Source organism: Actinoallomurus sp. NPDC052308, assembly GCF_040679195.1.
Taxonomy (GTDB): Bacteria; Actinomycetota; Actinomycetes; order Streptosporangiales; family Streptosporangiaceae; genus Actinoallomurus; species Actinoallomurus liliacearum.
Window position 1 is genome coordinate 16,542 of the sequence record NZ_JBFAUM010000036.1, and the last position, 19,765, is coordinate 36,306.

Consider the following 19,765-nt stretch of genomic DNA (forward strand, 5'->3'; position numbering starts at 1 on the left):
ATGCTCAACCAGTTGCGGCCGGCCCTTTCGCGTGTGATCACGCCGGTGGGCAGGGCGCTGGCCCGCACAGGTCTCACTCCGAACGCGATCACCCTCATCGGCACGCTCGGCGTCGTCGGCGGCGCGCTCGGCTTCTACCCGCGCGGCGAGTTCTTCTGGGGAACCGTCGTCATCACGGTGTTCGTGTTCTTCGACATGTTCGACGGCGCCGTGGCGCGGGTGACGGGGAAGACGAGCCGGTTCGGCGCCTTCCTCGACTCCAACATGGACCGGGTGTCCGACGCGGCGATCTTCTCTGGGCTGATCTTCTACTTCGCCCGGCAGGACCACCAGGACCTGCTGATGATCGGCCTCGCGCTGTTCTGCCTCGTGGCCGGCGCGCTGGTCTCGTACGCGCGGGCGCGCGCCGAGGGCATCGGCGTCGGCGCCACCGTGGGCATCGCCGAGCGCGGCGAGCGGCTGATCGTCAGCCTCGTCGCGATCGGCCTCGACGGGCTCGGCGTCCCGTACGTCCTGGCCATCGGGCTCTGGCTGCTCGCCGTGGCCAGCGCCATCACCGTCGTGCAGCGGTTCGTGGCGGTGCGCCGCCAGCTCGAGGTGCTCGAGGTGAGCGAACCGTCATGAGGGACGAGGCGGCGGACGCGGCGTACGCGCTGGGCTGGGCGGCGGTCCGCCGGCTGCCCGAGCCGATCGCCCGGGACATCTTCCTGCTGATCGCCGACCGGACCTGGCGGCAGCGCGGCCGCGGCGTGCTGCAGTTGGAGAAGAACCTCCGCCGGGTCGTCGGCCCGGACGTCTCCGAAGAGGACCTGCGCGAGCTGAGCCGCCGGGGCATGCGCTCGTACATGCGCTACTGGATGGAGGCGTTCCGGCTGCCCGCGACCCGGCGGGAGCGGATCCTGTCCGGCATGCGCATCACCGGCATCGAGGACCTGCGCAAGGACGTCGACGACGGGCGCGGCGCCGTCGCGGCCCTCCCGCACATGGGCAACTACGATCACGCGGGCGCCTGGATCACGCTGTCCGGGGTGCCGTTCACCACGGTGATGGAGCGGCTGCGGCCCGAGTCGCTGTACGACCGGTTCATCGCCTACCGGGCGAGCCTCGGCATGGAGGTGCTCCCGGCCAGCGGCGGCGACGGCGACGTCTTCCGCACCCTGGCCGCCCGGCTGCGCGAGGGCCGCCTGGTCTGCCTGGTCGCCGACCGGGACCTCACCGCGTCGGGCGTGGAGGTGGAGTTCTTCGGCGAAACCGCGAAGATGCCCGCGGGGCCCGCCGCGCTGGCCATCGAGACGGGCGCCGCGCTGCGCCCGGTCACCCTGTGGTACGAAGGAGCCGACTGGGCGGTCCGCGTCCACGAGGAGATCCCCGTGCCCGACGAGGGAGAGCGGCAGGACAAGGTCCGCGCGATGACGCAGTCCCTCGCGGACGTCTTCGCCGGCGGCATCGCCGCCCACCCGGAGGACTGGCACATGCTGCAGCGGGTCTGGCTCGAGGACCTCCGGTGAGATGAGATGAGTGAGATGGCACGGGCGGCGGGAAGGGCGGACGATCGATGAAGATCGGGATCGTCTGTCCCTACACCTGGGACGTTCCCGGCGGCGTCCAGCAGCACGTCCGTGACCTCGCCGAGGCGCTGGTCGCGCTCGGCCACGAGGTGTCGGTGATCGCGCCCGCCGACGACGACACGCCGCTGCCCTGGTACGTCGTCTCCGCGGGCCGCGCCGTGCCGGTGCCCTACAACGGCTCGGTGGCGCGGCTGGCGTTCGGGTTCCTGTCCGCGAGCCGGGTGCGCCGCTGGATCCGGGAGGGCGGGTTCGACGTCCTCCACGTGCACGAGCCGGCCGCCCCATCGCTCGGCCTCCTGGCCTGCTGGGCCGCCGACGGGCCCATCGTCGGCACCTTCCACGCCTCATTCGAGCGGTCCCGGGCGCTGTCGGCGGCCGGCCCGATCCTGCAGAGCGCCCTGGAGAAGATCACCGCGCGGATCGCGGTGTCGGAGAAGGCGCGCAAGACCCTCGTCGAGCACCTCGGCGGCGACGCCGTGCTCATCCCGAACGGCGTGACCACCGAGCGCTACGCCATGGCCGAGCCGCTGCCCGGCTGGCCCGGCGACGATGGCGCGCTCGGCTTCCTCGGCCGCATGGACGAGCAGCGCAAGGGCCTGCCGATCCTGCTGGCCGCGTTCGAGATCCTGGGCCGGCGACGGCCTCGGCTGCGCCTGCTGCTGGCCGGGCCCGGCGACGAGGAGGAGATCCTCGCCCGGGTCTCACCGGATCTTCGCGACCGGGTCGTCATGCTCGGCCTGGTCAGTGAGGCCGACAAGGTCCGCGCGCTGCACTCCGTCGACGTGTTCGTCGCGCCCAACACCGGCGGGGAGAGCTTCGGCATCGTGCTGGCCGAGGCCATGTCGGCCGGAGCGCCGATCCTCGCCAGTGACATCGAGGCGTTCCGGCGCGTGCTGCTCGACGGCCGGGCCGGGGCGCTGTTCCCGGTCGGCGACGCGGAGGCGCTGGCCGCCGCGGCGGCCGACCTGCTGGACGACCCGCCCCGCCGCAAGCAGCTGTCGGCTGAGGCCAAGACGGCCGTGCGCGCCTACGACTGGTCGACCGTCGCCCGCGACGTCGTACGCGTGTACGAGACCGTCGCCGGGGACGCCACCGTCGTCGAGACGTCGGCGATCTGAGCATGTACCACGTCCTGCTCAACATCGCGCTCGCCGCCGCGGTCGTCATCCTGCTCGGCGTCTACGTCTCCTGGCGCGCCACCCGCATCGACCGGCTGCACGTGCGCCTGGAGACCGCGCGCGCCGGGCTCGACGTCGCGCTCGTCCGGCGCGCGGCGGTCGCCCTGGAGCTCGCCGCCTCCCGCCTCCTCGACCCGGCCACGAGTCTGCTGCTGGCCGCGGCCGCGCACGAGGCCCGCATCGCCGACGCCGACAACCGGGAGTTCGCCGAGAGCGACCTGTCCCGCGCGCTGCGGGCCGTCATCGAGCAGCCGGGCTTCCGTGACACCCTCGCCGGCCGCGGGGACGGCGCGGCCCTGCTCGAGGAGCTCGACGCCGCCGCGCGGAAGGCGGCGTACGCGCGCAGTTTCTACAACAACGCGGTGACCGCGACGCGCGCCGCGCGGCGCAAACTCCTGCCGCGCCTGCTGCACCTGGCCGGCCGGGCGCCGCTCCCGGAGTTCTTCGAGATCGACGACGCCCCGCCGGAGCCCTCGGCCGGAGCGGTGCCGGCGCGCTGACCGGCCCGGATGCGCGGGCGGTGCCGTCGGCGGACGAGCCGTTCGGCTAGTCTGGCCCTTTCCCGGAATAGTGGGAGAGGACGCCTCATGTCCGTTCTCCAGCCGCATAAAGGTCAACGCGCCGCCGTACTGAGCGCGGCCGCGCTCACCGTCCTGACGTTCTCGGCGTGTTCCAGCGAGCCGGACAGCGCCGCCCCGCCGCGGGCCGTGGGCACCCCCACCCCGGCGGTGTCCGCCACCCCCTCCCCGTCGGCCCAGGCCGTCCATCCGTTCACCGGCCGGCCGGGCGCCCGGAACGGCCCCGTTCTGGCGGTGAAGGTGGACAACACGCGATCCGCGAAGCCGCAGCGCGGCCTGCGCTCGGCGGACATCATCTACGTCGAGCAGGTCGAGGGCGGTCTGTCCCGCATCATGGCGGTCTACTCCTCGACTCTTCCGCCCCGGGTCGGGCCGGTCCGCAGCGCCCGGGTCTCGGACCTGCACATCCTGCCGCAGTTCGGCCGCCCCGCCTTCGCCTACTCCGGCGTGCAGAGCAAGATGAAGCCCTACCTCGCCCGGGCGCCGCTGATCGACGTGTCCCCGGACAAGGCGTCCGCCGCCTACACCCGGCTCGGACCGCATCCCGCTCCGTACAACCTGTACGCGTCACCACAACAGCTGCTCGCCGGCGCCCCCGGAGCGACGAAGGCCCGGGACATCGGCTTCCGGTTCGGGACCGCGCCGTCCGGCGGCACCCCGACGACGTCCTACACCGCGCGCTACCCGTCGGCGACGCTCGAATTCCGCTGGTCGGCCAAGGAACACCGCTGGCTCGTGTCGCAGGACGGCCGTCCGGATCAGGCCGCCGAAGGCGGGCGGCTCGGCGGCCAGACGGTCGTGGTCCAGCGGGCCCGCACGACCCGGTCGCAGTTCCACGACTTCCTGGGCAACTACACGCCCCTGGTGCAGACGGTGGGGAGCGGCACCGCGACGGTGCTGCGCGACGGCAAGGCGTACGACGCCCGCTGGTCCCGCGCGGCCGAGGATCAGGGCACGACCTTCACCACCCCGTCGGGGCAGCCGATGACGTTCGCGCCCGGCCAGGTCTGGGTCGTCCTCGTGAACGCGGGCCGTCCCGTCACCCCGTGAACGCGGGCGTGATCGGGCCTCGGCGGAGCCCGGCACCGGCCCCTCCCACCTGGAACTACCATGGAGAGCGACAAGCGTGATCGATTTCTCCTAAGAGGTAGCCCGTGTCCACTGCCACCCCCGCCCAGCCCACTGCCACCCCGGAGACCGGCACCGCCCGCGTCAAGCGGGGCATGGCGGAGATGCTCAAGGGCGGCGTGATCATGGATGTCGTCACCCCGGAACAGGCCAAGATCGCTGAAGACGCCGGCGCCGTGGCGGTCATGGCGCTCGAGCGGGTGCCCGCCGACATCCGCGCCGAGGGCGGCGTCTCCCGGATGAGCGACCCGGACATGATCGAGGGCATCATCAACGCGGTGTCGATTCCGGTCATGGCCAAGGCGCGCATCGGACACTTCGTCGAAGCCCAGGTCCTGCAGGCGCTCGGCGTCGACTACATCGACGAGTCCGAGGTCCTGACCCCGGCCGACTACGAGAACCACATCGACAAATGGGCGTTCACCGTGCCCTTCGTCTGCGGCGCCACGAACCTCGGCGAGGCGCTCCGCCGCATCACCGAGGGCGCGGCCATGATCCGCTCCAAGGGCGAGGCCGGCACCGGTGACGTCTCCAACGCCACGACGCACATGCGCCGGCTGCGCCAGGACATCCGGCGTCTCGGCGCCCTGCCCGAGGACGAGCTGTTCGTCGCGGCCAAGGAGCTGCAGGCCCCGTACGAGCTGGTCAAGGAGGTCGCCACGGCCGGCAAGCTGCCCGTCGTGCTGTTCACCGCGGGCGGCATCGCCACCCCGGCGGACGCCGCGATGATGATGCAGCTGGGCGCCGAGGGCGTGTTCGTCGGCTCGGGCATCTTCAAGTCCGGTGACCCGGCCAAGCGCGCCGAGGCGATCGTGAAGGCCACCACCTTCTACGACGACCCCGACGTCATCGCCAAGGTGTCCCGCGGGCTCGGCGAGGCGATGGTCGGCATCAACGTCTCGACGCTGCAGGACTCCGACCGGCTCGCCGGACGCGGCTGGTAAAGACGACGGGCCCGCGTCGCCGTCCGGGCATGAGGACCGAGCATCCTGGAGAAGGGGCCCCCGGCCAGGGGGCCCGGAGGGCCCGTCACCCGGGCGCGCGAGATCCTGGCACGGTCGGGCCCTCCCCAGTCCGGCGTCGGCGGGCTACCCTGACTGGGCCCGGCGGCGTGACGCTTCCGCGGTACCCGTGCAGTGGCCGCAGGAGGGACGAGACCCATGGCGTGGTCCATCGCGCTCGCGTGTGCGAGCGTTGACGATCCGGTCCGGGCGTTCCGGCAGGGCCTGACCCCGGACCCGGACGCCGCCGCCGACCTGGCGCGGCGGCTCTACCCCGAGTCGGCGATCGTCGAGAGCGGCGACACGGTCCTGGACTTCGCGCTGTGGCCGTTCGAGGACGAGCTGTTCGTCGGCGCGTACGGCGACGCGCTGGTCGTCTGCGACCGGCGGCTCTACGACGTCGACGACCAGGCCCGTACGCTCGCCGACCAGATCGCGGCGGCGCTGCCCGGATCGACCTGCGGCGTGCTCGTCCTGCACAGCATGGTGTCGGGGTGCTGGTTCCGGTGGTACGCCGGCGACCGGCCGCGCCGCGACGTGTTCGTCACGGCCGAGGACGGCGTCGTCGTCGACCTGGGCGAGCGGCTTCCGGCGGAGGCGCCCTTCTGGAAGGCGATCGACGAGGGCGCGCCCGACGTACCCCTGCCGTTCGACTACGAGGAGTTCGGCCTGGCGCTGGCCCGCGAGTACCTGTTCGGCCGGGGCCTCGGCGAGCGCGGCCGGGACGGCTTCCTGCCCCTGGAGCTCTCGCTCCGCCGGTTCAAGATCCGTTCACTGAGCAGGATGGGCAGAGGCTCTCACTGACCGGCGAGCACCTTCAGGTCGGCCTCTTCGATCACCTGTTGCAGGTGCAGGCCGTGGCGCACGTCGAGCTCATGCGGCCTGCCGTCGTGGATCGCCTCGACGAATTCCGCGATCATCGTGTCGTACGCGTCCCGTCCGACCGCGGCGGCGCAGTCCAGCTCCGCCACCCCGCCGGGCCCGAAGACCTCCGCGTCGGCGCGGTGCGATCCGGCGTCGTCGGTGGGGAACAGGAACGCCTCACTGAACCGGCCGTCCGGGTGTTCCAGCGTCAGCCCCGTCCATCCCGACGAGTCGACGCGCGCGTGTACGGCGAGGGCGCGCCCGAGAGCGGCGTCGAGCAGGTCGATCAGGTCGGGTCCGAGGGTCCGGAGCACGCCGCGTTCGGCCGGCAGCGCGGGCGCGGAAATCGGCGGGGCGGCGACGCACCGTCCGGTTCCGCCGCGCGGCCGCGTCCGTCGTACCTCCTGGGCGAGGAACTCCCGAACGGCGGGCGCGTAGCGCCAGGTCAGGGCCATCTGGGTCGGGGCGCCCGAGGTCCGCGCCGCGATCGCCAGGCGCTCCGCCCCCGCGAGGTCGCCGGCGATCGGCCGGCCGAGAAGGACGGCCCTGCCGTGGCCCAGCGCCATCAGGGCGAACTCGGCCTGAGTGGCCGGTGGCAGCGCGTACACGATGGCGTCGCACTCCCGGACCAGGTCGTCGTGCCGGGCGAAGTCCCGAACGGCGTGGCGTTCGGCGAGCCGCCGCGCGTCCTGCGGCGACGGCGCCCATACGCCGGCGAACACAAGGTCCGGATGCGCCGCGATCGACGGGGCGTAGGCCTCTGCGGCCCGGTGATCCGCGCCGGCGAGGCCGACCGTGACCTCCACCTCTCCACCATAGGCTCCGCAGGTTCTCGACCAGCGCCCGATATCCGGTTTGAGGCATTCCGCTCTGGATAGTTCGGTCATAGCCTTGAATGCAGCGCCACATCGGAGCGCAGGTGGCACCAGGGGGTGCAGAACAGTGTCCGAGCCCGACAACATCGGTGACCGACTCAGGTCGCTCCGCGAAGGGCGCTCCCTGACCCGGCAGGAACTCGCGGACGACTCCGGAGTGGACGTCGACCTGATCGAGAAGCTCGAGCACGGCCGGCGGCAGACGGCGCGTTACACCTCGCTGACCAGGCTCGCGGACGCGCTGAACGTCGGGATCTCCCGGCTGCTCGGCGGTCGGCGGCCCGAGGAGCGCGCCCCGGCCATGCCCGACGACGTCCGACAGGTCCGCGACGTCGTCGCGTCGGCGGACTCGATGCCCGGCATGGACGCCGACGACGCCGGCGAGGCACCCGATCTAGCCGAGCTGAACGCAGCCGTCGACGCCGCCTGGCACGACTACCGGGCGGGGAACCTGAGGCGGCTCGCCGGGGTCCTGCCGGGCCTGATCGGTGAGGCTCGCCTGGCGTCGAGCGAGCTCGGGCCGGGCGCGGCCGGGCCGCTCGCCGAGGCGCACGAACTCGCCGCGCGCCTGTTCGTGCACTACGGCAGGTGCGACCTCGCCGAGATCGCCACCGAACGCGCGATCCGGGCCGCCGAGGGCGGCGGCGACGAGCTCGAGTGGGAGACGCTCCACGGCACCTACTCGTGGACCCTGCTCTGCGAGGGCCGCCACCGGGCGTCAGAGGAGCACGCGCTCTCGATCGCCGCGAGCACCGAGCCGGCGATGGACGAGACCGCACTTCGCGACCTGACGGTGTGGGGCGGCCTGATGCTGGCCGCCATGGCGGCGGCCAGCGCGGCGGAGCGCACCGCGTCGATGACCGAGTATCTGGGAATCGCCGGGTCGGCCGCGCACCGGTTCGCCCGCGATCGCCTCGACCACCACGTGGGATTCGGCCCGGCCCGCGTGGCGACGCAGGCCACCCGCGACTACGCGATGCTCCACGAGCCCGGCCTGGCACTGCGCGCGGCCGAGGACGTGCACGCCGACGAGCTGCCGCGCAGGTCGTACGGCCGCCATCTGATCGAGGTCGCGCGGGCCCAGGCGGAGATCCGCGACCTGCGGGCCGCGGAGGAGACGCTGCGCGCGGCCGAGAGCCTGTGCGCCGAGTCGTTCTCACCCGCCGGACCGGCGTGCGCCGTGGTCGGCGACGTCGTGGTCGACGTCGGGCACCTGACCCCGGAGCTGCGCCGCATGGCGCGGTCCGTCGCGGTCCAGATGTGAGGCGCGGCGCGGGCGGGACGCCGGGCGCGGGCCGGAAGGCGACGCGCGGCAGGTGACGGGCGCGGGCCGGGAGGCGACGCGCGGCAGGCGGCGGGCGGAGCGCGCCACGCGAGCGGGGGAAGATCACTCCCTGCTGTCGTTGTTATGACAGGCACTAGGCTCATTGTCCGTACATCTCATTCTGAAGGGCTGATTCGTGGCTGCTGTCCCGACGATCGGCGTGCTCGCACTGCAGGGCGACGTCCGTGAGCACCGGCGCGCGCTGGAGTCCTGCGGCGCCTCGACGGAGTCCGTACGCCGTCCGGAGGAGCTCGAGCGCGTCGACGCCATCGTCATTCCCGGTGGGGAGTCCACGACGATGTGGCGGCTCGCGCGCACCTTCGAGCTGCTGGAGCCGCTGCGCAAACGGATCGAACAGGGCATGCCGGCCTACGGTTCCTGCGCCGGCATGATCATGCTGGCCGACCGGATCGCCGACGGCGCCGAGGGTCAGGAGACCATCGGCGGCATCGACATGCTCGTGCGCCGTAACGCCTTCGGCCGTCAGGTCGACTCCTTCGAGGAGGACATCCACGTGACGGGCCTCGACACGGCGTACCACGCGGTGTTCATCCGGGCGCCCTGGGTGGAGTCGGTCGGCGGCGACGCCGAGGTCCTCGGTCGTGCGGAGTCCGGCGACGCCGCCGGTAGGATCGTTGCGGTCCGGCAGGGGCACTTGCTCGCGACGTCGTTCCATCCGGAGCTCACCGGCGACGCGCGGATCCACCGGCTCTTCCTCGACATGGTGAAGGGAACCCAATGAGCGGCCACTCCAAGTGGGCGACGACGAAGCACAAGAAGGCCGCCGTCGACGCCAAGCGGGGCAAGCTTTTCGCCAAGCTCATCAAGAACATCGAGGTGGCCGCCCGGACCGGCGGAGGCGACCCGGACGGCAACCCGACGCTCTACGACGCGATCCAGAAGGCCCGCAAGAACTCCGTGCCGCTCGACAACATCGAGCGGGCCCGCAAGCGCGGCGCGGGCGAGGAGGCCGGTGGCGCCGAGTGGCAGACGATCATGTATGAGGGCTACGCCCCCGGCGGTGTCGCCGTGCTGATCGAGTGCCTCACCGACAACCGCAACCGCGCCGCCTCCGACGTGCGCACGGCCCTCACCCGCAACGGCGGCTCGCTGGCCGACCCGAACTCGGTGTCGTACCTGTTCAACCGCAAGGGCGTCATCATCGTGCCCAAGGAGGGCACCTCCGAGGACGACGTCATGATGGCGGTGCTCGACGCGGGCGCCGAGGAGGTCAACGACCTCGGCGAGTCGTTCGAGGTGATCTCCGAGGCCGGTGACCTCGTCGCGGTCCGCAAGGCCCTGCAGGACGCCGGCGTCGACTACGAGTCCGCCGAGGCGAACTTCCTGCCGAGCGTCAGCGTCCCCGTCGACGAGGACAACGCCAAGAAGGTCTTCCGCCTCCTCGAGGCGCTGGAGGACAGCGACGACGTGCAGAACGTCTTCGCCAACTTCGACGTCTCCGACGAGATCATGGAGAAGATCGAGGCCTGATCCGCCGGGGCGGGAGCGGCGCCCGGCTCCGGCGCGGGCGCCCCGGGCGATGCCGTAGCGTACCCACGTGGACATTCGCGCGCTCGCCCCGGAGGACCTCCTTGCCGCCTACGACCTGAGGATCCGGGCCTTCGGGCCGGCCGACCAGGCGCAGTGGCTCCGTCAGTTCCGCCCCGCCGTGCGGCGGGGACAGGTCCTCGGGATCTACGACGGCGATCGTCTCGTCGGCTCCGGCCGGTACCACCGGTTCGAGCAGTGGTGGCACGGCCGTCCGGTGCCGATGGGCGGCGTCGCCAGCGTGTACGTCGCTCCGGAGGAGCGCGGCCGCGGGATCGGACGCCACCTCGCCCGGGGCCTGCTGGACTTCATGGACGGTCTGCCGCTCACGGCGCTGTACCCGGCCACCGCGCCGGTCTACCGTTCCGCCGGGTACGAACACGCGGGCGCGCAGCACTTCGTCACCGTCCCGGCCGAGGCGCTGCGCACGCTCGCCACCGGCCCGGTCAAGGTCCGGCGCGCGGGGCGGGACGACGTCCCGGAGATCGTCGGTGTGCTGCGCCGGCTGCACGCCGAGGCGCGGGACAACGGGCCGATCGATCGCGGCGAGGACTGGTTCCTCGACCTGCTGGACGGCGACGACGTCTTCGCCTACCTCGCCGAGGACGGCTTCCTCGCCTACGGCTGGAGCGCCGACGGCCGGGACCTCATCGTGCATCGCTGCGTGGCGGGTTCCCCCGAGACGGCCAGGGCGCTGTGGGCGCTGGTCGGATCGGGCTCGTCGGTCGCCCGGAGCGTGCACGCCTGCGTCGCCCCGGACGACCCTCTCTTCTGGCTCCTGCGCGACCGTTCCAGCGAGGAGATCAAGCGCGTCTCGTGGATGCTGCGGGTGCTCGACGCGCCCGCGGCCGTGGCCGCGCGCGGCTTTCCCGACGGCCTGTCGGCGGAGATCCCCCTGGCGGTCACGGACGAGCAGCGGCCGGGCAACGCCGGCGCGTGGCGGCTGACCATCGGCGGCGGGCACGGCGCCCTGACCCGCGCCGAGGCCGAACCGGGCGCCGTCCACCTGTCCGCGCGGGGGCTGGCCGCCCTCTACGCGGGCGTCCCGATGATCCGCCTGCGCCGCTCGGGCCTCGCGGAGGGAGACGCCTCCACCGACGCGCTCCTCGACGCGGCGTTCGGCGGGACGCCGTACATGCTCGACTACTTCTGATCTCCGATGCGACACGCCGGGGCCGTGGCGGCCCGACGTCGTACGCGGCGAGTAGCCTCGCTGCGAACATCTGTTCGGAGCGGAGAGGAGTGGTCGTGCGGGTACTCGGCGTCGATCCCGGCTTGACCCGGTGCGGGGTGGGCGTGGTCGACGGCGCGCCGGGCGCGCAACTGCGGCTCGTGAGCGTGGACGTGATCCGCACCAGTCCCGACGACGACATCGGGACCCGGCTGGTCGGTCTCGAGCGCGGGCTGGAGCGGTTCCTGGACGAGTTCCGCCCGGACGCGGTGGCCGTCGAGCGGGTGTTCAGCCAGCACAACGTCTCCACCGTCATGGGCACCGCCCAGGCCGGCGCCATCGCGATCGTCTGCGGGGCGCGGCGGGGGCTGCCCGTCGCGCTGCACACCCCGAGCGAGGCCAAGGCCGCCGTCACCGGCAACGGCCGGGCCGACAAGGCCCAGGTGACCAGCATGGTCACTCGGCTGCTGCGGCTGGACGCCCCGCCGCGGCCCGCCGACGCCGCCGACGCGCTGGCCCTCGCCATCTGCCACGTGTGGCGCGGTGGCGCTCAGGCGCGCATCCAGGCGGCGAGGATGAGAAGGTACGGAGTCGAGAGGTGAGCGCGGAGGACGGCCGCTCCCGGGCGGTTACGGCCGGCCACGGTGAGGACGCACGCCCGGCCGGTCGGCTCGCGGTGCACGGAGGGACAGGGCAGTGATCGCATTCGTCAGCGGGAAGGTCGCCGGCGCCGGGCCGGACGGGGCCGTCATCGACGTCGGCGGCGTCGGCCTGTCCGTCCAGTGCACCCCGGCCACGCTCGCCGGGCTGCGCGTCGGCGACCAGGCGCACGTCCCCACCTCGCTGATCGTCCGCGAGGACTCCCTCACGCTGTACGGCTTCGCGGACGACGACGAGCGCGCGATCTTCGAGCTGCTGCAGACGGCGAGCGGCGTCGGCCCCCGGCTCGCGCTGGCCATGCTCGCGGTCCACCCGCCGAACGCCCTGCGCCGCGCCGTCGCCACCGAGGACGTCACCGCCCTCACGAAGGTGCCGGGCATCGGTAAGAAGGGCGCCCAGCGCATCGTCCTGGAGCTCAAGGACCGCCTCGGCGCGCCCACCGACGACCTGGACACGCCCCTCCCGGTGACCCGCGCCGTGCCGTGGCGCGACCAGGTGCACGCCGGCCTCACGAATCTCGGCTGGTCCGGCAGGGACGCCGAGGCCGCCATCGACGCGGTGGCCGCCGAGATCGACGGCCAGGAGACTCCGGACCTCGCCACCCTGCTCAAGCTGGCCATGCGGAGGCTGAGCCGATGACCCCGGCTTCCGTCGTACGAGCCGGGCGCGCGCGCAAGGCGGGGCTCGCGTCTCGTGTCGGGGAGGCGTACCGGGCCGCTGGGGGAGCGGGTGCGCCCGTCGTACGTTCCGGTGGCGACGCGGGCCGCGTCGGTGGGGGAGCGGGCGCGTGAGCGACGAGCGGTTCGTCTCGCCGATCGCCGACGGCGACGACAAGGTGATCGACGCGGCGCTGCGGCCGAAGCGCCTCGAGGAGTTCATCGGCCAGGCGCGGGTGCGCGAGCAGCTGTCGCTCGTCCTGCACAGCGCCATGCGGCGCGGCCGGGCACCGGACCACCTCCTGATGTCCGGGCCGCCCGGCCTCGGGAAGACGACTCTGGCGATGATCATCGCCAGCGAGCTGGGCGTGCCGCTGCGGATCTCCTCCGGTCCGGCTATCGAGCGCGCCGGCGACCTCGCGGCCGTGCTGTCCACGCTCTCCGAGGGCGAGGTGCTCTTCCTCGACGAGATCCACCGGATGGCCCGCCCGGCCGAGGAGATGCTGTACGTCGCGATGGAGGACTTCCGGGTCGACGTCGTGGTCGGCAAGGGGCCGGGCGCCACCGCGATCCCGCTCGACATCGCGCCGTTCACCCTGGTGGGCGCCACTACCCGGGCCGGGCTGCTGCCCGCCCCGCTGCGCGACCGGTTCGGGTTCGTCGCGCACATGGACTTCTACGAGCCGGCCGACCTCGAGCGCATCATCCAGCGGTCGGCCCGGCTCCTCGACGTCCGGATGGACGACGCGGGCGGTGCCGAGATCGCCCGCCGTGCCCGGGGCACGCCCCGGATCGCCAACCGGCTGCTGCGCCGGGTCCGCGACTACGCGGAGGTGCGCGCCGACGGCGTGATCACCGAGGAGGTGGCCCGGCAGGCGCTGACGCTGTACGAGGTCGACGCCGACGGGCTGGACCGGCTCGACCGGTCGGTGCTGGAGGCGCTGCTGACCAAGTTCGGCGGCGGCCCCGTGGGCCTGTCGACCCTGGCGGTCGCCGTGGGGGAGGAGCCGGAGACCGTCGAGGTGGTGGCCGAACCCTTCCTGGTGCGCAAGGGCCTCATCGCCCGCACCCCCCGGGGACGGATCGCGACACCGGCCGCCTGGCGGCACCTCGGTCTCGCGCCGCCGCCCACAGCGGAAGGTACGCTTTTCGAAGTGGCGGAGGAGTGACGGGGAACTTCTCGGCGCGCGGGTTCGTCCCGTCGTTGCCGGGGTTTCAGGTACTCCTTTACACTCCGGAGCCGGTCGCCGTCAGCAGATGGCACGCCTTTCGCGGCGCGAACAAGTCGACGGCGGGCTCAACTCTCACATCGGAAGGATGCCCCGGTGCAGGGCAACACAACTTTTACAGCGCTCACTCACGTCGTCGCGGCGAAGGGCGGCAGCAACCCGCTGATGTCGCTGCTTCCCCTGATCCTCATCGTCGTGGTCTTCTATTTCCTGCTGATCCGTCCGCAGCGCCGGCGGCAGCAGCAGCAGTCCCAGCTGCAGAACCAGATCGTGCCCGGCCAGCGGGTCATGACGACCGCCGGTCTGCTCGCGACGGTCGCCGCGGTGGAGGACGACGCGCTTGTCCTTGAGATCGCCCCGGGGGTGGAGGTCCGCTTCGTCAAGCAGGCCATCGCCCAGGTCCTGGACGACTCCTCCGATGAGGAAGAGGATGAGGAGTCCGACGAGGCCGAGGAGCTCGCTCAGGAGCACGCCGCCGACGAGCCGACGGCCGCCGCCGAGCCCGAGGTCGCGCAGGACGACATCGAGCCGAAGACCGACGCGAAGACCGTCGCGGAGGACAAGAACCCAGCGGAAACGTTGAAGGACGGCGAGCACAAGGCCGGCAAGAAGCCGTCGGCCTGACCAGCACCTGACCGTAGACGAAGGACGAAAGACGACCGTGGCTCCGCCTAGCAGAAACACTGCAAAACCAGGGCGCGTTCTCCTCGCGCTGTTCGCGATAGCCGTAGCCCTGGTGGGGCTGATGTTCTGGCAGGGCCAAAAGAAGCCCAAGCTGGCACTGGACCTCGCGGGCGGCACCACCGTGACGCTCACCGCGGAGCCCACGAAGCCCGGTGCCAAGATCGGTGACTCCGAGATGGGCCAGGCCATCAAGATCATGCGTGAGCGCGTGAACGGCCTGGGCGTCTCCGAGGCCGAGGTGACCAAGCAGGGCAACAACGTCATCGTCGTCCAGGTCCCCGGTCAGGGGCAGGAGCGGGTCGTCAAGACCATCGGCACCACGGCGAAACTGGAGTTCCGCCAGGTGCTCGTCGCCGAGCCGGTGGGTGTTCCGCAGCAGACGCGGACCCCCACGCCCAGCCCGACGAGCACGGGCAAGACCAAGGGCGGGGCGAGCCCCTCCGGCAGCGCCAAGCCGCCGAGCAGCGCGAGCGCCAAGCCGTCGGGCAGCGCGACGCCGAAGGGCCGTGCGCTCGCGCAGGCCCTCACCAAGGCGACGCCGAAGCCGTCCACGTCCGGGAAGGCCGCGCCCAGCCCGAGCGCCTCGCAGTCGCTCACCCCCGAGCAGCTCCAGCAGTTGCAGCAGCAGCTCCAGCAGCAACAGCAGCAGCAGACCGGTGCGGACTTCTCCGGCGTCGACCCGGCGGTCAAGGCGCAGTTCGACAAGCTCACCTGTGTCGGCAACGACGTCGGCCAGGGCAGGACGCTCGACCCGGCCAAGCAGGCCGCCGTGTGCGCCAAGCCGGACCCCAAGACCCACAAGGTCGACTACAAGTTCATCCTGAGCCCGGCCAAGATCTCCGGTGACCAGGTCACCAAGGCGCAGGCGATGCCGCCGGACCCGCAGAACGGCCGGGTCCAGTGGGTCGTCAGCCTCGACCTGAACGGCACCGCGACCAAGGCGTTCGCCACCTTCACCCAGCAGGCGGCCGCGCTCGGTGAGAACAACACCCGCAACCACTTCGCGATCGTCCTCGACGGCACCGTCTACTCCTGGCCGGGCGTCAAGGAGGCGATCACGTCGGGCAACGCGCAGATCGAGGGCCAGTTCAACCAGCAGGACGCCACCGACCTGGCGAACGTCCTGAAGTACGGCGCGCTGCCGCTGAAGTTCACCCCGAGCTCGATCGAGTCGGTCTCGGCCACCCTCGGCAAGGACCAGCTCACCGCCGGCCTGCTCGCCGGCGCGATCGGTCTCGGCCTGGTCGTGCTGTACTGCCTCTTCTACTACCGCGGTCTCGGTTTCGTCGCGATCTTCAGCCTGGTGGTCGCCACGGTCCTCACGTACGAGGCGGTCGTGCTGCTCGGGAAGTTCATCAACTTCCGGATGTCCCTGGCGGGCATCGCCGGTGCGATCGTGGCGATCGGCATCACCGCGGACTCCTTCGTCGTCTTCTTCGAACGGCTGCGGGACGAGATTCGCGAGGGCCGCACGCTCCGCACCGCCGTCGAACGCGGCTGGGCACGCGCCCGGCGCACGATCATCGTCGCGGACGCCGTGTCGTTCATCGCCGCCCTGATGCTGTACTGGTTCGCCATCGGCGGCGTGAAGGGCTTCGCGTTCACCCTGGGGCTCACCACACTGATCGACGTGGTCGTGGTGTTCTTCTTCACCAAGCCGCTGGTCACGCTGCTGGCCCGGACGAGGTTCTTCGGCCGGGGCCACCGGTTCTCCGGCCTTGATCCGAGCACACTGGGCGTGAGCAAGCGCGTCACCACCCGTCCCGTCGGCACCAAGGAGGCCTGATGTCACGCCTGGGCAACATCGGTGGTCGCCTGCACCGCGGCGAGATCTCGCTCGACTTCGTCGGGCGGCAGAAGACCTGGTACGCCATCTCCGGGCTCATCCTGGTCGTCAGCATCGTCTCGCTGCTCACCCTCGGCCTGAACTTCGGCGTCGAGTTCAAGGGCGGCACGGTCTTCCAGTTCCCGACCAAGCCGGGGGTGACGACCTCCGACGCCCGCGACGCGGTCAAGGCCGCCGGGGTCGTCAAGGAAGACCCCATCGTCCAGAAGACCGGCACCGGCTGGCGGGTGCAGACCGAGAGCCTGAGCTCCACGGACGTCACCAAGGTCCAGGACTCGGTGCAGCAGCGACTTCACCTGGCCAAGGTCGACGACGTCAGCCCGCAGAGCGTCGGCGCGAGCTGGGGTAAGGACGTCTCCCAGAAGGCCATCGAGGGTCTGCTGGTCTTCCTGGTCGCGATCATCATCTACCTGTCGATCGCGTTCGAATGGCGGATGGCGGTCGGGGCGATCATCGCGCTGGCGCACGACATCCTCATCACGGTCGGCGTCTACTCGCTCGTGCAGTTCGAGGTGACGCCGTCCTCGGTCGTCGGCCTGCTGACCATCCTCGGCTACTCGCTGTACGACACGGTCGTCGTGTTCGACAAGGTCCGGGAGAACACCCGGTCGCTCACCACCTCGAACACCATGACCTACAGCCAGGCGGCGAACCTCGCGGTCAACCAGACCCTGGTCCGGTCGATCAACACCACGGTCATCGCGCTGCTTCCGGTCGCGGGCCTGCTGTTCATCGGCGCGGGCGTGCTCGGCGCCGGCACCCTGAAGGACCTGGCCCTGGTCCTGTTCGTCGGCATGCTGGCCGGCGCGTACTCCTCCATCTTCATCGCGACGCCGATCGTGGCCGACCTGCAGGAGCGGCAGGAGAAGTACCGGACGCTGGCCAAGCGGGTCGCGGCCAAGGCCAACAGCGCCAAGCGCAAGGCCAAGCCGGAGGTCGAGGTCGCCGAGCTGCCGGAGGACGACGTCCAGGACGAGGGGGAGGCATCCTCTGTCGGGGCCGGTGTCCGGGTCGTGCAGAATGGTCCGCGGCAACAGCCGCGCCGGGGCGCCTCCAAGGGGCGGCCCAGCGGCAAGAAGAAGCGCTGAGCCGAAGAACGACATCGTGCCCATCTCGCGGCGGATCGCCTGATCCGCCGCGAGATGGCGTCTAGGAGGAGGAACGTGTCCTCGCGACCGGTCGACCTGACGAAGCTGATCAACGAGCGGATCCGCGAGGTCCCCGACTATCCCAAACCCGGAGTGGTGTTCAAGGACATCAGTCCGCTGCTGGCCGACCACACCGCGTTCGCGGCCGTCGTCGACGCCATCGTGGCCTACTACGGCCGGGGCACGATTGACAAGGTCGTGGGGATCGAGGCGCGCGGCTTCATCCTGGCGGCTCCGGTGGCGTACCACTTCGGCGCCGGATTCGTGCCGGTCCGCAAGAAGGGCAAGCTCCCGGCGGCGACGTACACCGAGAGCTACGACCTGGAGTACGGCAGCGAGACGATCGAGGTGCACCAGGACGCCCTCGCGCCCGGCGAGCAGGTGCTCATCGTCGACGACGTGCTCGCCACCGGCGGCACGGCCGCCGCGGCCGCCCAGCTCGTCCGCCGCTCGGGCGCCGAGGTGGCGGGCCTGTCCGTCCTCATCGAGCTCGGCTTCCTCAAGGGCCGCGACCGGCTGCCCGAGCTGGACGTCCACGCGCTCATCCAGGGCTGAGGCACGCTCTCCGTCCGTTCCTTCGCAGCGAGCCCGTACGCATGCCCCTGCGGGCGCGTACGGGCTCTTCTGCGTCGCGGACCGGTACGGGCCTCACTGCACGTTGAGAGCCTGGACCATGCGGTTGACGATCGGGCCTGCGGCGTCGGCGCCGAAGCCGGTGCCCTCGGTGACCACCGCGAAGGCGATCTTCGGATCGTCGGCCGGGGCGAACCCGGCGAACCACCGTTCGTTGTACGACAGGCCGGTCTCCGCGGTACCGGTCTTCCCTGCGATGCCGCTGGACACCTTGCCCCGCGCCGTGCCGGTCGAGACGACCTCCCGCATCATGTCCTGGAGCTGGCTCGCGGTCTGCGCGCTGGTCGCCCGGAAGAGTTCCTTGGGCGAGGCCGCCTCGATCTCGGACTGGTCCGGGGAGGTGACGCGCTGGATGAGGTAGGGCTTCATCACCACGCCGCCGTGGGCGGCCGCGGCGGCGGCGAGGGCCATCTGCAGCGGCGTCGCGGAGACGCTGCCCTGGCCGATGCCGCTGCGCCCGACGTCGTCGCCGCCCATGTTCTTCGGGTAGACGCTGGCGGCGCTGCGCAGGTTGTTCTCGATCGGGAGGTGCTGCCCGAACCCGAAGCCGGACGCCTCGGCGCCGAGGCTCTTCTGGCCCATGTCCAGCGCGAGCTTGCCGAACGTGCTGTTGCACGACTGCGCGAACGCCTCGATGAGCGGCAACTGCCCGCCGTTGCACGGCCCGGAATCGGCGTCGTTGTGCAGGGGGTTCCCGGAGGGCAGGGTCAGGACGCCGGGTGTGTCGACGGGGCTGTCCTTGCTGAGCCCCCGCTTGTCCATGCCCGCGGCCGAAGTGATGATCTTGAAGGTGGACCCGGGCGCGAAACTTTCATCGATCGCCTTGTTGATCAGCGGGCTGCCGGCGGCCTTGAGCAGCCGCTCGTACGCCTTCGCCGACGCGGTCGTGGAGTGCACCGCGATGCTGTTGGCGTCGAACGACGGATAGGATGCCATCACCTTGATCGCGCCGGTCTTCACGTCGATCGCGACGGCCGCCGCCCGGCGTGAGGTGCTCCCGCGCAGGGCCTCGTACGTCGCGCGCTGGGCCGCCGGGTCAATGGTCGTGTTCACGGTGGCACCCTGGTTCGTTTTGCCGACGATCGCGTCGAACCAGTGCTGGACGGTCAGCCGCGGGTCCGTGCCGGCCAGCAGACCGTCGGCGGCGGCCTCCACGCCGGTCACGCCGCCGCTCGGCGCGAAGTAGCCGGTGATGGGCGCGAACACCTCGGACTCGGGGTACTCGCGCTGATACCGGAAGTCCTTCTGGCCGGTGTCGCGCGATCTGGCGATCACCGTGCCGCCCGCCATGATCAACCCGCGGTTCCGGTTGAACTGCGCGAGGAAGTGCCGGGCGTTCAGCGGGTCGTCGCGCAGCTTCTGCTCCTGCGCGCCCTGGATGTAGGTCACGTTGATCATGAGCGCCAGGACCATGAGCAGCGCGAAGACCGTCATCCTGCGGAGTGTCTTGTTCATCGAGCTCACTTTCGCCGGTGCCGTCCCAGCATCTCGCGAGATCGTCCAGGGCTCCCCCCGGCCCCTGCCCGGAATGGGTGATGGGCGCCGACTGGAAAACGACTACGGATAAACTGTGGTTCCGACGCATGAATTGGGAGGCTGAGTGCCCGGTGAGGTGGTCTCGTCCGACGCGGTATCCGATGCCGCGCTGACCTCGCGGGCCCAAGCGGAGTCCCC

Annotated in this window: 20 protein-coding genes; 18 read left to right on the plus strand and 2 right to left on the minus strand. The window is 71.6% G+C overall.

Annotated elements, in window-relative coordinates; all coding sequences use genetic code 11:
* From pgsA to AB0L00_RS41195, 7 genes are all read left to right on the plus strand, one after another.
* The gene (gene pgsA, locus AB0L00_RS41165) at nucleotides 1–624 is read left to right on the plus strand and encodes a phosphatidylinositol phosphate synthase (RefSeq protein WP_364443172.1); all 624 of its coding nucleotides are present in this window, start codon (nucleotides 1–3) and stop codon (nucleotides 622–624) included.
* Complete coding sequence (locus AB0L00_RS41170) at nucleotides 621–1,508, plus strand: phosphatidylinositol mannoside acyltransferase (RefSeq protein ID WP_364443118.1); 888 nt, start codon at nucleotides 621–623, stop codon at nucleotides 1,506–1,508. Before pgsA ends, AB0L00_RS41170 begins: the two co-directional genes overlap by 4 nt.
* 47 nt (nucleotides 1,509–1,555) lie before the next feature.
* A complete protein-coding gene (locus AB0L00_RS41175; RefSeq protein WP_364443120.1) occupies nucleotides 1,556–2,686 on the plus strand; it encodes a glycosyltransferase family 4 protein in 1,131 nt (376 codons plus the stop codon).
* Nucleotides 2,687–2,688: 2 nt separating this feature from the next.
* A complete protein-coding gene (locus AB0L00_RS41180; RefSeq protein ID WP_364443121.1) occupies nucleotides 2,689–3,246 on the plus strand; it encodes a hypothetical protein in 558 nt (185 codons plus the stop codon).
* An 87-nt stretch (nucleotides 3,247–3,333) separates the two neighbouring features.
* Nucleotides 3,334–4,374, plus strand: a complete 1,041-nt coding sequence (locus AB0L00_RS41185; RefSeq protein WP_364443122.1) for a DUF3048 domain-containing protein — start codon at nucleotides 3,334–3,336, stop codon at nucleotides 4,372–4,374.
* A 104-nt stretch (nucleotides 4,375–4,478) separates the two neighbouring features.
* Complete coding sequence (gene pdxS, locus AB0L00_RS41190) at nucleotides 4,479–5,396, plus strand: pyridoxal 5'-phosphate synthase lyase subunit PdxS (protein ID WP_308206030.1); 918 nt, start codon at nucleotides 4,479–4,481, stop codon at nucleotides 5,394–5,396.
* Between the two features lie 216 nt (nucleotides 5,397–5,612).
* Nucleotides 5,613–6,257, plus strand: a complete 645-nt coding sequence (locus AB0L00_RS41195; protein WP_345356416.1) for a hypothetical protein — start codon at nucleotides 5,613–5,615, stop codon at nucleotides 6,255–6,257.
* Here AB0L00_RS41195 and AB0L00_RS41200 read toward each other — a convergent pair.
* Complete coding sequence (locus AB0L00_RS41200) at nucleotides 6,251–7,123, minus strand: Gfo/Idh/MocA family oxidoreductase (protein ID WP_364443124.1); 873 nt, start codon at nucleotides 7,121–7,123, stop codon at nucleotides 6,251–6,253. The genes AB0L00_RS41195 and AB0L00_RS41200 overlap by 7 nt on opposite strands.
* A 136-nt stretch (nucleotides 7,124–7,259) precedes the next feature.
* On the opposite strand from AB0L00_RS41200, the gene AB0L00_RS41205 reads away from it, so the two are divergent.
* The 11 genes from AB0L00_RS41205 to AB0L00_RS41255 all read left to right on the plus strand — a co-directional run bounded on the left by AB0L00_RS41205 (nucleotide 7,260) and on the right by AB0L00_RS41255 (nucleotide 18,013).
* Nucleotides 7,260–8,456, plus strand: a complete 1,197-nt coding sequence (locus AB0L00_RS41205; RefSeq protein WP_364443125.1) for a helix-turn-helix domain-containing protein — start codon at nucleotides 7,260–7,262, stop codon at nucleotides 8,454–8,456.
* A gap of 196 nt (nucleotides 8,457–8,652) precedes the next feature.
* Complete coding sequence (gene pdxT / locus AB0L00_RS41210; RefSeq protein WP_364443126.1) at nucleotides 8,653–9,258, plus strand: pyridoxal 5'-phosphate synthase glutaminase subunit PdxT; 606 nt, start codon at nucleotides 8,653–8,655, stop codon at nucleotides 9,256–9,258.
* The gene (locus tag AB0L00_RS41215) at nucleotides 9,255–10,007 is read left to right on the plus strand and encodes a YebC/PmpR family DNA-binding transcriptional regulator (RefSeq protein WP_345356404.1); all 753 of its coding nucleotides are present in this window, start codon (nucleotides 9,255–9,257) and stop codon (nucleotides 10,005–10,007) included. Before pdxT ends, AB0L00_RS41215 begins: the two co-directional genes overlap by 4 nt.
* A 67-nt stretch (nucleotides 10,008–10,074) precedes the next feature.
* Nucleotides 10,075–11,217, plus strand: a complete 1,143-nt coding sequence (locus tag AB0L00_RS41220; RefSeq protein WP_364443128.1) for a GNAT family N-acetyltransferase — start codon at nucleotides 10,075–10,077, stop codon at nucleotides 11,215–11,217.
* 95 nt (nucleotides 11,218–11,312) lie between these two features.
* Nucleotides 11,313–11,837, plus strand: a complete 525-nt coding sequence (gene ruvC, locus AB0L00_RS41225) for a crossover junction endodeoxyribonuclease RuvC (RefSeq protein ID WP_345356398.1) — start codon at nucleotides 11,313–11,315, stop codon at nucleotides 11,835–11,837.
* Between the two features lie 94 nt (nucleotides 11,838–11,931).
* A complete protein-coding gene (gene ruvA / locus AB0L00_RS41230; protein ID WP_364443129.1) occupies nucleotides 11,932–12,534 on the plus strand; it encodes a Holliday junction branch migration protein RuvA in 603 nt (200 codons plus the stop codon).
* Between the two features lie 148 nt (nucleotides 12,535–12,682).
* Nucleotides 12,683–13,720, plus strand: coding sequence for a Holliday junction branch migration DNA helicase RuvB (ruvB, locus tag AB0L00_RS41235; RefSeq protein ID WP_364443130.1), 1,038 nt, complete (start codon nucleotides 12,683–12,685; stop codon nucleotides 13,718–13,720).
* A gap of 156 nt (nucleotides 13,721–13,876) precedes the next feature.
* Nucleotides 13,877–14,404 carry a preprotein translocase subunit YajC gene (gene yajC / locus AB0L00_RS41240; protein ID WP_364443131.1) on the plus strand — a complete coding sequence of 176 codons (528 nt, stop codon included), beginning with the start codon at nucleotides 13,877–13,879 and terminating at the stop codon, nucleotides 14,402–14,404.
* A 121-nt stretch (nucleotides 14,405–14,525) separates the two neighbouring features.
* Nucleotides 14,526–16,250 carry a protein translocase subunit SecD gene (secD, locus tag AB0L00_RS41245; RefSeq protein ID WP_364443132.1) on the plus strand — a complete coding sequence of 575 codons (1,725 nt, stop codon included), beginning with the start codon at nucleotides 14,526–14,528 and terminating at the stop codon, nucleotides 16,248–16,250.
* The gene (gene secF, locus AB0L00_RS41250; RefSeq protein WP_364443134.1) at nucleotides 16,250–17,398 is read left to right on the plus strand and encodes a protein translocase subunit SecF; all 1,149 of its coding nucleotides are present in this window, start codon (nucleotides 16,250–16,252) and stop codon (nucleotides 17,396–17,398) included. The genes secD and secF overlap by 1 nt, the downstream gene beginning before the upstream one ends.
* Before the next feature lie 75 nt (nucleotides 17,399–17,473).
* Entirely contained in the window at nucleotides 17,474–18,013 is a 540-nt protein-coding gene (locus tag AB0L00_RS41255) for an adenine phosphoribosyltransferase (RefSeq protein ID WP_345356380.1), read from the plus strand.
* Between the two features lie 93 nt (nucleotides 18,014–18,106).
* Here the strand turns inward: AB0L00_RS41255 and AB0L00_RS41260 are convergent, their stop codons facing one another.
* Nucleotides 18,107–19,546 carry a penicillin-binding transpeptidase domain-containing protein gene (locus tag AB0L00_RS41260; protein WP_364443136.1) on the minus strand — a complete coding sequence of 480 codons (1,440 nt, stop codon included), beginning with the start codon at nucleotides 19,544–19,546 and terminating at the stop codon, nucleotides 18,107–18,109.
* Nucleotides 19,547–19,765: the final 219 nt, after the last annotated feature.

Excerpts from the sequence above, each read along its gene's own strand:
- pgsA (WP_364443172.1), top strand. The coding sequence starts at position 1 with ATGCTCAACCAGTTGCGGCCGGCCCTTTCGCGTGTGATCACGCCGGTG.
- AB0L00_RS41170 (WP_364443118.1), top strand. The coding sequence starts at position 621 with ATGAGGGACGAGGCGGCGGACGCGGCGTACGCGCTGGGCTGGGCGGCG.
- AB0L00_RS41175 (WP_364443120.1), top strand. The coding sequence starts at position 1,556 with ATGAAGATCGGGATCGTCTGTCCCTACACCTGGGACGTTCCCGGCGGC.
- AB0L00_RS41180 (WP_364443121.1), top strand. The coding sequence starts at position 2,689 with ATGTACCACGTCCTGCTCAACATCGCGCTCGCCGCCGCGGTCGTCATC.
- AB0L00_RS41185 (WP_364443122.1), top strand. The coding sequence starts at position 3,334 with ATGTCCGTTCTCCAGCCGCATAAAGGTCAACGCGCCGCCGTACTGAGC.
- AB0L00_RS41195 (WP_345356416.1), top strand. The coding sequence starts at position 5,613 with ATGGCGTGGTCCATCGCGCTCGCGTGTGCGAGCGTTGACGATCCGGTC.
- AB0L00_RS41215 (WP_345356404.1), top strand. The coding sequence starts at position 9,255 with ATGAGCGGCCACTCCAAGTGGGCGACGACGAAGCACAAGAAGGCCGCC.
- secD (WP_364443132.1), top strand. The coding sequence starts at position 14,526 with ATGTTCTGGCAGGGCCAAAAGAAGCCCAAGCTGGCACTGGACCTCGCG.
- secF (WP_364443134.1), top strand. The coding sequence starts at position 16,250 with ATGTCACGCCTGGGCAACATCGGTGGTCGCCTGCACCGCGGCGAGATC.
- AB0L00_RS41260 (WP_364443136.1), bottom strand. The coding sequence starts at position 19,546 with ATGAACAAGACACTCCGCAGGATGACGGTCTTCGCGCTGCTCATGGTC.